This window comes from Paenibacillus xylanexedens (assembly GCF_001908275.1).
Taxonomy (GTDB): domain Bacteria; phylum Bacillota; class Bacilli; order Paenibacillales; family Paenibacillaceae; genus Paenibacillus; species Paenibacillus xylanexedens_A.
In genome coordinates this window covers 2,188,850-2,203,132 of the sequence record NZ_CP018620.1, presented here as the reverse complement: position 1 = coordinate 2,203,132, position 14,283 = coordinate 2,188,850, and the positions used below count along the sequence as shown (strand labels likewise).

At 48.8% G+C, this 14,283-nt stretch carries 11 protein-coding genes; 5 read left to right on the top strand and 6 right to left on the bottom strand.

The window, feature by feature from the left end:
* The first annotated feature begins 269 nt into the window (after positions 1–269).
* Positions 270–1,979: a sigma-54 interaction domain-containing protein gene (locus tag BS614_RS09610; protein ID WP_074093814.1), complete on the top strand. Its 1,710-nt coding sequence runs from the start codon at positions 270–272 to the stop codon at positions 1,977–1,979.
* 47 nt (positions 1,980–2,026) lie between these two features.
* On the opposite strand, the gene BS614_RS09605 is transcribed toward BS614_RS09610, so the two are convergent.
* Positions 2,027–4,096, bottom strand: a complete 2,070-nt coding sequence (locus tag BS614_RS09605) for an ATP-binding protein (RefSeq protein ID WP_074093813.1) — start codon at positions 4,094–4,096, stop codon at positions 2,027–2,029.
* Positions 4,097–4,414: 318 nt separating this feature from the next.
* Here BS614_RS09605 and BS614_RS31445 point away from each other — a divergent pair, with 318 nt between their 5' ends.
* Positions 4,415–4,705 carry a hypothetical protein gene (locus tag BS614_RS31445; protein ID WP_157116060.1) on the top strand — a complete coding sequence of 97 codons (291 nt, stop codon included), beginning with the start codon at positions 4,415–4,417 and terminating at the stop codon, positions 4,703–4,705.
* 59 nt (positions 4,706–4,764) lie between these two features.
* Here the strand turns inward: BS614_RS31445 and BS614_RS09600 are convergent, their stop codons facing one another.
* Positions 4,765–6,435 (bottom strand): PucR family transcriptional regulator, encoded by a 1,671-nt coding sequence (locus BS614_RS09600; protein ID WP_074093812.1) that lies wholly within the window; start codon positions 6,433–6,435, stop codon positions 4,765–4,767.
* Positions 6,436–6,624: 189 nt separating this feature from the next.
* On the opposite strand from BS614_RS09600, the gene ald reads away from it, so the two are divergent.
* Complete coding sequence (gene ald, locus BS614_RS09595) at positions 6,625–7,758, top strand: alanine dehydrogenase (RefSeq protein WP_074093811.1); 1,134 nt, start codon at positions 6,625–6,627, stop codon at positions 7,756–7,758.
* A gap of 159 nt (positions 7,759–7,917) precedes the next feature.
* Here ald and BS614_RS09590 read toward each other — a convergent pair whose 3' ends face one another.
* Positions 7,918–8,835 (bottom strand): PD-(D/E)XK nuclease family protein, encoded by a 918-nt coding sequence (locus BS614_RS09590; protein ID WP_074093810.1) that lies wholly within the window; start codon positions 8,833–8,835, stop codon positions 7,918–7,920.
* 514 nt (positions 8,836–9,349) lie between these two features.
* Between BS614_RS09590 and BS614_RS09585 the strand changes: the two genes are divergently transcribed.
* Entirely contained in the window at positions 9,350–10,033 is a 684-nt protein-coding gene (locus BS614_RS09585; protein ID WP_074093809.1) for a serine/threonine protein kinase, read from the top strand.
* Positions 10,034–10,053: 20 nt separating this feature from the next.
* On the opposite strand, the gene sigJ is transcribed toward BS614_RS09585, so the two are convergent.
* The 3 genes from sigJ to BS614_RS09570 are packed head-to-tail and all read right to left on the bottom strand — an operon-like array spanning position 10,054 to position 13,229.
* A complete protein-coding gene (gene sigJ, locus BS614_RS09580; protein ID WP_036672403.1) occupies positions 10,054–10,965 on the bottom strand; it encodes an RNA polymerase sigma factor SigJ in 912 nt (303 codons plus the stop codon).
* On the bottom strand, positions 10,955–12,274 hold the full coding sequence (locus BS614_RS09575; protein WP_074096768.1) for a phytoene desaturase family protein: 1,320 nt from the start codon (positions 12,272–12,274) through the stop codon (positions 10,955–10,957). Before BS614_RS09575 ends, sigJ begins: the two co-directional genes overlap by 11 nt.
* Positions 12,275–12,332: 58 nt before the next feature.
* On the bottom strand, positions 12,333–13,229 hold the full coding sequence (locus tag BS614_RS09570) for a helix-turn-helix transcriptional regulator (RefSeq protein WP_074093808.1): 897 nt from the start codon (positions 13,227–13,229) through the stop codon (positions 12,333–12,335).
* A 129-nt stretch (positions 13,230–13,358) separates the two neighbouring features.
* Here BS614_RS09570 and BS614_RS09565 point away from each other — a divergent pair, with 129 nt between their 5' ends.
* Positions 13,359–14,246: a sugar phosphate isomerase/epimerase family protein gene (locus BS614_RS09565; RefSeq protein ID WP_074093807.1), complete on the top strand. Its 888-nt coding sequence runs from the start codon at positions 13,359–13,361 to the stop codon at positions 14,244–14,246.
* Positions 14,247–14,283 lie beyond the last annotated feature (37 nt).

Here is a 14,283-nt window from a genome sequence, read left to right as displayed (position 1 = left end):
TTACTTAAATTACTGAATGGCCCATACAAATTAGTATTAATTCCTTAAAATAATAGTAAAAGGAAATAAAAGAAGTGGAAATTCAACATTTATCTCTTCTGTGCCGACAACATGTATGCTTCATGTCAAAAAATATATACACACCTCATTTGGAAAGTTATAATATGGGTAACCATCATTCTCCAGTCATTTCATATGTAGATCACTAGTAAGTAACTCATGTAAAAGAAGTCGTTTTCAAAAGTTATGTTCTAACTGAGGTGATATCGATGAAACATTTACTTCCAGAATTAATGTCTTTATTGCGTACGGATATGGATGTTCTGGATACAGACCTCCCCACACTTACCATTCCGTCATCAACATCGTTGGTAGATGCCTTCTGCTTATTCGACACATCTTCTTATTTATTCATTCAGGATGATGGACCCCTATTGGGATATATCGCCGTATCCGATGTTTTGCATGCCATGATGCATGCGCATCGCTTAATAGAAGCTTATTTTGAGACCACACTGGAGACAGCGGGTTCAGCTCTGACATTAATTAATGAAGACGCCAAGGTGGCCTACTGGACAACTGGCGCGGAGCATGTTTTTTCGATCAGCAAAAAAGACATCATCGGACAACCTGCGGCGGACTTTTTCCCTCCAGATCGGCTACAGTCTCTCAAAACGTTGTATACCGGTGAAACGGTCTACCGCAAACAGCATCAGCCACGGCCCGACCTCTTCGCCCTGATTAATGCTCGTCCTGTCCAACTGGATGGACATATTGTGGGTGCAGTTGCTGCCGAAGTGGATATAACAACCGAAATCCGATTACATCAGGAACTATTACATATGACCTCCAAAGTCCAGCACCTGGAGAAAGCCGTTGCTCGGCTACGTCCCGAATTAGATCCATTTGCCAGAATCAAGGGCAGCAGCCCGGTCATCAAGCAGTGCATGGAGACCATTCGCAAGATCAGTACCACCTCAGCAACCGTACTTATTCTTGGGGAGAGCGGCACAGGCAAGGAGTTATTCGCCAAAGCCATTCATGATCTACGTGAATTGCAGACTGCACCGTTCATCGCTATTAACTGTGGGGCAATCCCTGCTTCCTTGTTTGAAAGTGAGTTATTCGGCTACGAAAAAGGTGCCTTCTCCGGAGCAGATCCCAAAGGCAAAAAGGGCAAGATTGAGCTTGCCGAAGGGGGTACTCTTTTTCTGGATGAAATCGGTGAGATGCCATTGGAATTACAAGTGAAACTGCTTCGGGTGTTGCAGGAGAAGAGTTACTTTCCTGTGGGGGGAACGCGTATGAAACAGGCCAACTGCCGGATTATCGCAGCAACCAACCAAAATCTAATGAGTATGATTGCCCGTAATCAATTCCGAGAAGATCTCTACTATCGGCTGAATGTCATTAACCTTGTCATCCCTCCTCTGCGTATGCGCAAGGAAGATATATATGAATTAACCCAGACGTTCCTTCAAGAATTCTCATTGCTCTATAACCGTCATATTGAGTTGGTTCCACCTGAAGTGTTCAAGTTGCTGTTCCAATATGATTGGCCAGGCAATGTGCGTGAATTACGAAATGTGATCGAACGCCTGACCATTCTGACGACAGATGGTGAGGTGAAGCAGGAATATCTGCCCGATACCCTCACTTCCCTCACCATGCAAGAACAGTCCGAAATTCAACTGACATCCGGAATCCATTCACATGCCAACAACGAATATCAGCAACGTCAGGATTCGGCGGGAGCAGAACAAGAACCTCGAACAGTTGCAAATGTGGACGAATCAGATCCCTCGGATGATTCCGAACTTGTCTCCGGTGTTACCTACCAGCAAAAATTGGACACCTATGAAGCGCAACTTCTAATTCAATATCTGAAAGCATCAAGTGGTAACAAACGAACCCTCGCCAAGCAGCTTGGCATCTCCAGGGCAACGCTCTATAATCGCATGAAGAGGCTTGGTCTATGACCAGCCTCTTCTTGTCGTTATTATCGGTATGATGAATGAATAGAACCCTACAAAATCCGCGCCAAGCGAGTCAGCGCTGTTCTGAGATGGCGATAAAATGTCGCCCGACTCATGGAACACGTCTGGGCTGCGGCAGTTGGATTGCCAGCATGCGTCCAGTAGGCCGCATATAACAACATCTGATCCTGTGGAGATAGGCCATGCACTCTGCCTTCCAACAGATCCATGACATACAGCTGTAACTGGATTCCATCCTTTACTCCTCTAACCCTGCCAGCATATTTATGCAATTCTCCCGGAGAACGAAGGTGCCCCAGCATCTTGCGAACCTCCTGTTCCGACCAGGATGTCCGCTCCCGCACCGTTGTTCCTAGCTGTATCCGATCATCTTGCCATTCAGGATCAAGCAGGGACATAACCCACGCTCCGAATTGCCCACTACGCAAATCCAAATCAAGCACATCTGCCGGGTCCTCATATCTGTCACAAGCACGGGTTCGGGTTCTCCGCATCTGAAAGCCAATACTCAGCAGGAACAACTTCAGATGAGGATTCGTTGCAATCAATATCACTCTCGCACCATCACCCAACAGAGACAGTCGGTCCAGTGCCATATACCCCACCAGTTCTTCTCGTGTGTAACCAGGCACGTCATCTCTTGCCGCAGCCAGCAAAGCAAAGTGAGTATCACTCTGATCCGGATCATTGCCAAGCTCCTGTGGTGTGAAGCATTCATTCATCTCATTTGGAAAATACTTCAGTAACAGCCCGCTACTTTCCCTATGTACTAGCACTGTAATGAACATGGCGATCGGCTCTCCAAGCTGGTCACGCATCAATACGATCCCTTCGGGATAACGGTGCGCCAGCTCATCCAGGAACGGGCCATAGAACACGGCCTGATCTGGTGCCACGCTGTACTCACACCATTGTTGTAACAGCCTGTGCAGCGAAGGCAGATCCTCTTGTTTCATCGTTTCAAGAGGGGAGAACAAGGAATCGCGGGACACATCCGCGTACTTGCGGAATTGAAGCATGGATTCCTGACAGAGCAACAACATCTTCCGGGCAATCTGGCGGCGCTCATGCGAACCTGCCTGTTCATGTAGCGGTTTCAGCAACTTCGCGATTTGGATACGCATCGTCTGCAACCGATGCGGCTCACGTTGGCGCAAATCCCGTAGCAGATGCACCCTGCCCATGTCATGCAGGGCAAGACCATCCGGGCCGGAACGAATAAACGACATCTGTCTCAACATGTGGTACTCTTCTTGGGTCACAGTCATATCCAGTACAGATGATAACAATTCCTGATTTGCTGTTCCAAGCAGGGTTAACACCTCCACCATGGGATGCAGACGGGGAATTGTCAGTTCCAACAGCAATCGGGCACTGATCATATGCGACAGTTCAGCCCATTCGGCATGGGGAAGATTCCGTCTCTGATCCGCAGCTTCCACAGCAAGCGCCAGACCCAGCGGATGTCCATCGGTCATTCTCGTAATAGTACCTGCCATCCCCTGATTCAGAGAGCCCGCAACCGAGATATACTCCGAAATCTCTTCGACGTTAAAATGTTGAAGCTGCATCTGTACAAACCGCTGATGCAATCGGGGATGTGTCCGCCAGGCGGATGCCAGTTCTGGGCGTGATGCCAGAATGACAAGTATCCCTCTTAACGGAAGTTTGGATATGAAGACTTCCATGAACCAACTTTCCAGCAGTGCGAGTTCTTCATAATTATCCACTGCCAAGACCAATCGCTTCTCGACCGAAGTGTCTTTCAGCAAGCTCAGTGGTCGCGGATATCCGTCATTATCCAGTGTTTCCAACCCCAACGTAGAGGACAAATAATCCATAAAAACGGAAGGCGTTGCGCCGCATGATCGGCCATCCATCCATATTGCCGTCGCACCTTGATCACGAGATACGGATAACATCTCTGAAAGCAAGGAAGATTTACCGATGCCTCCCATACCCGTAATTGAAAATATGGTCAGTGGCGCTTCCGGATGATTGAACCACCGCTCCAGAGTCATCAGTTCCTTGGCTCGACCAACAAAACGTTTCCCATCCCCAACATAGTTATCGTATTGAGCCTCACTACTGTTTCCCATATATGTCCTCCGTACTAGATACTGGTACTTTTAATATACTATATTTTCTCACAAAATTGAGACTATATTGAGACGCGCAGTTGCATGTGAAGTGATAGAATCTTGTTAAAAGCCAATTTATAGTAAATATTTAAAACAGCGGACATGGAAACGTTTTTACAAGGTATACATAGACCCTTCCGCGCTACTTCTTAACATAATGGATCATTCCGCCGATCAAGCACAGCCAACATGTACATGAGCATTTACCGATCTCGAATTCATGCTTCCCTTTCAAACCCTACTACCAGCCCGATATTCCAGGAAAGGCGGATTTGTGTGAGAATAAACCTCGATATCTGTAATCTGAGCGGACAACTCGGAATCAATCCCAAACGACTTAATGAATGGCTGCACCAAAGTGGCATTTCAATGGAGGGCAATGAAGCAGAACAGGAAGGACGTCCCGACCGGTCGTCACCCCCGTATCGGCTGGCTGCTCCTTCTTCATTATCACTGGCACCTTCCTCCGGTCAAACGAAGCTTTATCGGGGCCGACGCTCCATTTCCACTCTGCAACGCCTGCCTGCTTCATTACGACATACCCGGCGGATTAGTAAAAACTGCTAGACTGTGCTCAAGGTAGTGTAAGATCGATGCACAGTCTGTGTTGCATCCCTTTCGCCTCATCAAGAGGATTGCCACTGTCCATTCTCAATCATCGCGTGCGCGAGCAGCGCCATCTCCAGACAGATTCTTCTCCCTTGATCCATGTAACCTGGACCCATCAGTTCTTCCAGCTTCTCCAGTCTGTTGTACAACGTTTGCCGATGAATAAATAACTGGGCGGCCGCATCCCGTTTGGAACCAAAGTTCTGCAGATAAGCATCCAACGTCTCTACCAATCGCAGGTGATGCGTTTGGTCATGTGCAATCAACATACCCAAGTGATCCTGGACAAAGGGTTGCAGGAAGGAGTGGGGTAACGCCTTTAACATTTGATATATACCCATACGTTCGTAAAAGTGAACATGTTCCATCGAATCTACCGATCTCGAAACTTCGATCACCTGATAGGCCTCCTGAAGGCTCTCCGGCAAGCTGGTCAAACGGCTGCGTAACTTGCCAAACCCCACATGAATCATAACCTGTTTCAAGTTACGACTGGCAAACCGTTTCACGTCCTGGGCAATCCCTTCCAGCAATCGCAGCAGTTGATGACGTGCAGCAGCCGTTACCGCTTCCTTCGCACAGCACAGATATACCTGGTTGTTCTTCAGCATAATCAGGCTAGGCAGATTGTTCTTCTTGAGCAGGGAACGCAGCAGGACAAGAACATCCTGATGATTCGCTTCCATTCGCTCCCGGCCTGTACCCTTCAATCGATGCTCAATCTCGATGACTCCTCCTGCAAACCAGTACTGTCCCTTCACCAACAAACGAAGCCCCATTCGGGTCTGAGCCTGTTCCTCCTGATGGATGTTGCCATTCATCAGATCCTGGATCAGTTCATTCTGATTGCGGACCATCTTCTCCTCAAGAAACTGGGAACGAAGCGTGAGCGCTGCCGCCGCCTTCGCCGTATAATCCAGCAACAGCTTGAGATATTCCACTGGAGCCGCGGGATGCACAATCATGCCTACAGCCGAAAATACTTGGCCAAAACAGACGACCGGATGACAGAGCAGAGCCTTCTCTTCGTCCATGTGGAACCATAATTCGGTATCTGAATCATTCAAATCCAGATGTTCTACCTCATGCTCATACCAGGTATAGATGGCCTGTTCCATCTCCGGAAGAAGTTCGGGCACAAAACTGCCCGGCTCCATGGACGAAATGTACACCACCGGTTTGGCAGCGTACTCATGCAGCAGGTTCAGCACAGCAGACATATCCGTACTCTGTAAAGTTCGTTGCTGAAGCTGACGGGAGTATGCTTCGAGACTTTTCAGCAGTTGGTGTTGATGATTAATGAGCAGAGAGTGAATATCCTGTGTGATCTCGACAAAACGGACCGGTTGCTCAAATACGATCAGCGGAAACTGGTGTCTGTCCGCCAGTTCAATCAGTTCTTCCGGGATTCCGTATATGCTGGTACCAAACTCCACACATAACCCCGCTGCCTCACTGCCAATGAGCTGAAGCAGATACTCTTCGCGCCCTTCTTCCGATTGAAGCCACAGTCCAGTGGATAAAATAAGATCATGGGGGCTTACGAATGGAGATACATTGGTAATCTCCAATACATGAACCCAGCCAACCTGACGGTTCACTCCATCCTTCCCTGCCGCTAGTCGTGCTCGGCCAAATACCGGACGTGCAAGGATATCTTTAATCGTAAACACACGGTCATTTCGCAATGGCGATCCCTCTTCGTGTTATTTTTTCTTACATTATAATCCATGGACAAATGTCCTGAACAGTCTTTTTCGACAATATGTTGAGTTAAATTCCTAAAGATTAGACATCAAGTAAGGTGCAAAACGAATAATCAAGTCATAAACTTGTAGTATAAGCTAACAACCAATAAATGGACGAGGTGCATGGTGATGAGAATCGGAATTCCCAAAGAAATCAAGAATAATGAGAATCGTGTAGCAATGACTCCGGCCGGGGCTGCTGATTTCATCAGAGCCGGTCACCAGGTACTGATTGAACAAGGCGCGGGGATCGGCAGTGGATTCACGGATCATGAATATCAAACTGCGGGCGCCGAGATTCGGATGGATGCCAAGTCCGTGTGGACCGAAGCCGATATGATCATCAAGGTGAAAGAACCACTTGCCAGTGAATATGGATATTTTCGTCCGGGACTGATCCTGTTCACATACCTGCACCTCGCAGCGGAACCGGAGCTTGCCAAAGCGCTTATTAAAAGTCGGGTAACGGCTATTGCGTATGAGACGTTGGAGGTCAACAGTGCCCTCCCCCTGCTCACCCCTATGAGTGAAGTTGCAGGCCGCATGGCCTCCCAGATCGGGGCACAGTTATTGGAGAAAACGGAAGGTGGCAAGGGCATTCTGTTGTCCGGTGTACCCGGCGTCAGTCGGGGGAAAGTGGTCATTATTGGGGGTGGAACGGTGGGAACAAATGCAGCCAAAATTGCTATTGGTCTTGGCGCCGATGTGACCATCCTTGACCTGAATCTGAATCGTCTGCGCCAGTTGGATGATATCTTCGGCAATCAGATCCACACGTTGGTATCCAGCCCGTCCAACATTGCAACAGCTGTTGCGGCGGCAGATCTGTTGATCTGTGCGGTGCTGATTCCGGGCGCCAAGGCGCCAACGCTTGTCAGCGAGCAAGTGGTTAAGACGATGGCACCGGGTTCGGTCATTGTGGATGTCGCGATTGATCAGGGCGGGATCGTTGAGACCATTGATCATATCACAACCCACGATGAACCGACCTATGTGAAACATGGCGTCGTGCATTACGCGGTGGCGAACATGCCGGGCGCCGTGCCGCGTACGTCCACGGTGGCGCTAACCAACGCCACCATGCCTTATGCGCTGCAGCTGGCCAACCATGGTGCAGCCGCCGCGATTCGCGGCAGTTCGTCCATTCGCAGCGCGGTCAATGCGCTGAATGGACACATCACGTATGAGGCGGTTGCCCGGGATCTCGGGCATGCTTATGTTCCTGCGGGTCAGGCGCTGGAGAATACCGCCGCTGTCCAGTAATCTTGATATGATCGTTCCACCTCGGCGCCAGGCCTGTGGAACGCAATAGAAGCGCAAGTCGGGCAGATGATGTTCCCGGCTTGCGCTTCTTGATTTTTTCACATATGAAATCACTCATTAGTTGGTATAAGGCCTTTAGTTTCCTACGGTTTGGGCGCTTCAGACTGCTCGCTCACTGCACACTTCGCGGAAGTTGCAATCCCGGCAGGACCGGTGGGAAGGCATCGCTGTGAAGTAGGTGACGTCCTTGGGACGGTTATAATATTCATCCTCCACACAGGATCGCATCTCCTCAATGTAACGACCCACGTTCTCCTCCACCTTCCAGATATCCTCTTCTGTCGCTGTAAACTCTCGGTGTTTCCCGGTTAACAGGTACTCCACTCGCAGCTCAATCTGCTCCAAGGGAACCCGGTAATGCTCTCTCACATAAGATGCGTACAGCATTAGCTGATCGGAGAAGTCATCTTCCTTGCCCGTCTTCCAGTCCACAATGACAATATTGCCGTTACTGCGCCGATACAATAAGTCCATCTTCACATACACGCGTGTATCGTGCAGCATCATGGTGTCCCATTTCTCGATCTCCAGAATGTCCGTACTTGCTCGGGACAAGTCCTCCCACGTAAGCGTCTGGTACAGGTTACCGACACAGGCCGAAGCCCGTTCCTTAATCGTGGCGATCCGGTCATTTAACGTATCATCCCCGTAATAAATCTCCGACAGCATCGTGCGATTCTTGGGGTTCAACCGCCACTGATCCGCGTCCATGGATTCCACATACGCCTGATTCAGCAGCTTGCGTATCGTCTGTTCCAGAAAGTGTTCACGCGGTTTATCTTTGCCCTCTTCTCTGCTGCGTACCGCCGACTCACACATCCGATGCGCGAGATCCCCGAAGACAAGATACAGATTGCTGAGCTGCTTCAGACGGTACAGACGAACCTGCATCTCATCAGCAGAGTCTGTCTTCCAACCGTTATGGGCACCGTAATAATGATAATAATATTTGCGCAGGCACTCATCGAACATACTCGCCCGCGACTGCGAATAAGACCACTGCGGGTATTGTGCCATAAGTAATCTGCCTTTCTGTATGCCGGATCTGCATGAGATCCCTTAATGCTCAAAGTATAAAGCCCGGGCAATCTTGTCGCAAGCGCGCTTCCGTTATTTTCTTCTGACGCAACCGTTTCCGATTCGATCCGTATCGTTTATATAGTAACATCACCAAAAGATGAAATTGCAGAGCAGAACGCATAATATACTCTATAGAGGGCAGCGAATCTGGGACCGGGAGGCTAGTTCGGATCTAGCCTGGGTCCAGTGCGGGCCCGGCGCTAACGAATCACACACACCTTATCACGTGGATCACGAGGTTTTACGGAATCTAACGAACCCCAGACACGCTAATTAGTCTTATTTCGGTTGGAGAACATGTTTACTGCGAGCAAATGAGCCAATAGCTTGTCTCTGATTCGTTACATTTTCAGATCTGCCGATTTACGTGAAATAAGACTTACTCGGTTCGTTAGAAAATGATTATATGAAAAAAAATTGTACAGGCATATCCTAAAAGGAGGCACCACCCATGAATCGACCGGATTGGTTCCAGGCGGAAGAAGCATTACAACAGATCCAAGTCATCGGAAGCGACCGGAATGAGCTCGTGAACATCATCGGCGATGTAGAAGGATTAAATTGCATTGGCACAGGTACGGATGCGGCTGTATTTACGTATGACGGCTTGCCGCAGTATGCCTTCAAGATGTACTCGGATCATGCCTTGGACAAACTCGAAAATGAAAAACAGGTATACGAGCAGCTCAAAGGCCTGACATACTTCCCTACCTATTATGGCAGCGGCCGGAATGTACTCGTGATCAGTTTTGAACCCGGAGATACCTTGCTGGAATGTTTGGAAAAAGGAATCGCTGTCCCCGAGCAGGTGATGCTCGATGTGGACGCAGCTCGAGAAGCCGTTCGCAGCCGCGGGTTGAACCCTCGCGACATTCACCTAAAAAATGTAATTCTCCAGAACGGACGCGGGAAAGTGATTGACGTATCCGAGTATATTCAGGACGGCAATGACAATCGCTGGGAGCATCTGGTTTGGGCTTATCACAACATCTATCCACGGATCAAAGGAACGCCCATATCTCCACGCATGCTGCAAACGATCAAATGGGGATACAATCAGTTCGATCATGCCAACGTCAAAATGGACGACCTCGCCAAGAAAGCCAATCGTCTGTTCTCCAGATTTATGAAATGAGTATCCAAATTCACTTCACTTTAACCTAAATTCAGATGTTGCAGCTTATCCGGGTTACGCAAGATATAGATCCGCTCAACACAATCGTTTCTAAAAGCTAGGCTGACCACAGTCGGGAATGCCTCAGAGGGGCTGCTTAATACAAATCCTAGTTGTCCATTGACCTTGACCAGACGTACAATACCAGCGCTGTCCCCTTTGGATAAGAGCCCTTGAATGAACGCCAGCACCCGCTGGCTTGATGTAACGGGTTTAATTGCTGCCACAACTTTACCACCACCATCACTGTACAAGGCGACATCGTGGGAAAGCATTTTTAAGAGTCCTCCCATGTCTCCACTCGACGTGGCTTGGAGGAAACGAAGCGCAAGCTGCTCGGACTGAACGCTGGGAGTCAACTCGACTTCCGGCTCGTCCTGGATTTTACGTTTAAGACGACTGTATATTTTCCGGCAGCCGACCTCCGTCTTGTTCAAGAAGTCTGCTATATCGCCATAATCAAATTCAAAAGCTTCTCGCAGAATAAATACCGCGCGCTCAATTGGGGTTAGCCGATCAAGCATGACCAGGAAGGCGTACGAAATCGTATCTTCCAGTTCAATCGTTTGAAGTGGATCATGTTCCACGGCTGATACTGATTCTCGAGCAGCCTTATAATTTTGCACCAGAGGTTCCGGTAGCCATGTCCCGACGTATAGTTCCCTTTTTTTACGTGTTGATTTCAAGTAATCGAGACAACGGTTAGTTACCATTTTGCATAAGTATGCTTTCAGGTTCCGAACAGAGCTACTCTCTTTATGAATACCCTGCTGCTGTACTGTTACAAATGCGTCCTGAACCACATCCTCAGCATGAATGACAGATCCCAGCATACGATATGCGATAGAAAGAAGAAGGGGTCTATATGTCCTGTATACCAATTCAATCTCCATAATGTATTCCTTCCTTATCTATTCCTCTACCTTCTATTATCATTTGAGCAGCCCGTTTTGCGCTCGCCAGAGAGGCATTAATCAGCATCCCTTCATCCCCTACCCAATCGCCAGCAACATAGAGCCCCGGTCTTCCTGTGATCTCAGATCCAGGTCTACCCGAGAGACCTCCGTTCTCAGCTGTGACACTGCCATGTGAGACAAGCATTCGTGGAAGAAACCGCTGCTTAATGATATGCTCGCGCCACCCCGGCTGAATCAAATCGAGAAAGCCCTTTAGTTCGTCTTCATCCTGCCTTGGATCCGATTTTGATGATTCCGACAAATACTTCATCACATGCACAACTTCATGTACAGGGTTCTCTGATAAGGAGGCCGCGGCGGAATGGTTGGAGTAGTACCAAGGATGATTTACGCCTAAAACAAATTTTGTTTTCGGTTGAGGCATCCCGGACACGACGAGATCCAGACATGCGGCTCGAACAGGAGTTAACTTGTGATACAGTTTGGCTTCAATGGGTGAAAGAGCAGGATTAAGCAGAGCTAAAGTATCCAATGGGCCAGCCGTTGATAAGACGTGGCGAGTCGTCAACTGTGAACCATCTTTTAAGGAAACCATCATCTGAGGATAACTTCCGGCAATTTCTCGTACGACCGAGCTTGTGCGGATGGATACACCCGCCTGCTGAGCTTGTTCTGTGAGCCGACTAACGAGGAATTGCCAACCTCCATCTATATACAATACTTGGTTCTGTTTGAGTTGTTCAATGACGGCGCCAGCACTTACCTGATCAGGAGCATCGCAATAGGTGCTCAAACGAACAAGCGCAAATACGACACTACGTACACGTGGACTGGATACCAGAGTTTCCAGGTAAGTCTGCAAACTAACGTTATGCAAAACGGATGTATCTACCTTTCGGAGAGAACTGTAGAACCGAAGAAGCTGGCACTTCTCTCTCCATTTCAAATACGATCCGAGCAAGAGCTGTGCTAGGGAAATTGTCTTATTCCCGCCGTTTGTTCCTTCAAACACCAATGTATCTGGCGGTTTCGGTACTGATCCGATAGGTGTGACGCCTACCTCATGGAGAATGGGCAACGCTGCTTTACTGAGAGCATGAGCCCCCAAGTTCACGCGTGCTCCCGCAATCTCATTTGAGATAGCGCGTCCTCCGAGCTGTACCCCTTTGTCGAGCAACAGTACAGTCTTTCCTGCACGGGCCAGATAAATCGAGGCGGTCAAACCGGCAATGCCTGCTCCAATGATGATAATATCCCATACTGGCTCATTATGATGCTCTGTCATGTACATCAATCCCCTCCGCTTAATGCATACATGACGATGAGCAGCGGACTTTTGTGACTCAGACTTGCTTCTTCATTCGCCCCCCAGAAGGAGTTACTCCCTTGTACTGTTTATATAACTTCGTAAAATAGTTGGCATTGTCGCAGCCAACTCTGGCGGCGATCTCTGTAATGGTCAGACTACTGCCTTGCAGCAGCTGCTCTGCCTCACTCATCCTGCAACCGTTCACGTATTCAACAAAAGTACGTCCGGTCAGCTTTTTGAACATTTTGCAGAAGTGATACGCATTCAATCCCACATGACTTGCCGCTTCCGTAACAGACATCTTACTTGTGGGGTCCGCTTCAATCTGTGCAATCAACTGTTTGAAACGTTCGCGGTTGGGAAAATACGATCCGACCGATCTATCCGGTAGCTGCTGCGGCATAAAGGTTCGCGCAAGCAGGGTGAACAAGGCATGCAGCTTGGATTTCACCACGAGCTGATAAGCCGGGGGCTGTAACGCCATTTCCTCCACAGCTTCATTCAGCAAAGAATAATAGCCTGTGCAGGCTGTATTTTCCTCTGCCGGTTTGACCGGAAATCTCACTCTTCCTTCTAAGTACGGCGCGACATATTGCTCATGCACAGGATCATGAGTGAAATCATGGAACAGTGCACGGTTAACTACAACGGAATCATAATGCACATCCCCCGCAGCCAGAGCATATCCGACATGCAATGTACCTCCAGGAATGATGATGACCTCACCTGCTCGAACCACATAAGGTTTGCTATCAATATGAAAAAGCGCACTGCCCTTGCGCATAATAATCAGTTCGAAATGTTCATGCCAATGCAAATACAGAATACATTCTTCAGCTTTCATATCTGAACACCGATTTCGGAACAGCTGAAATGGATGTGATTTATGGTCAATTCGGGTATTTTCGTGAAGCGCTTTCAGATCCAGCACGACTTCTTCCCCCTCTTCACAAGATCCGACTATTATTACACAAGATTGTTTAGAGCCATCCCGTTAATCCACGGCTATAATGAGTGTGTCACGAAGTACTATAAGCCAATATTGGAGTGAAATACAACCATGAATAAATCATTACGCATCGGTACCCTTGTAGGCGGGCAGGACGCCGTCCGCGTTATCCCGCAGATCATGCAACATGGCTTCGAATCATTTAACCTGACCTTCTGGCAAACAACTGGCGATCTGGATCTGGCAGAGACAGCCAAACGTGTCCGTGAAATCGTGGACGAACAAGGTAGTGTCATCTCCGCGGTGAGTGTATTTGGTAATCCGCTCACCGGAGCCGGAGACAACGCCGATACACTGGCAAGCTGGGAGCGGGTGATTGATCACGCACAGCTCTTTGGTGCAGATATCGTCTCCGGGTTCACCGGACGATTGACCGATCAACCCATTAACGAGTCCATCCCCCGGTTCAAGGAAGTATTTGGTGAACTGGCACGCCGGGCAGCAGATCGGGGTGTACGCATTGCTTTTGAAAACTGTGATATGGGCGGCACCTGGCAGACAGGCGACTGGAACATTGCCCATAACCCAACGGCCTGGGAGATGATGTTTGATGCTGTTCCGGATGAAAATGTAGGCCTCGAGTGGGAGCCTTGCCATCAAATGTCCAGCCTGATCGATCCTATTCCACAGCTACGCAAATGGGCTCATAAAGTCTTCCACGTACATGGCAAAGATGCCACGATTGCCTGGGATATTGTCAAGGAATACGGCGTGCATGGCCCACGTGAATTTGTCTGGCACCGCACACCCGGCTTCGGAGATAACAACTGGGCTGACATTATCACCATTCTGCGTCAGAACGGTTATCAGGGCACGATTGATATTGAAGGCTGGCATGATCCCGTCTACAAAGACGAACTCGAGATGACCGGACAGGTGCATGCATTGCGATATTTGAAACAATGCCGCGGTGGCGATTTTGTGCCCAATCCGGTATAGGAAACCATGCGAGCTGTAGAACACAATCCATGCGAAG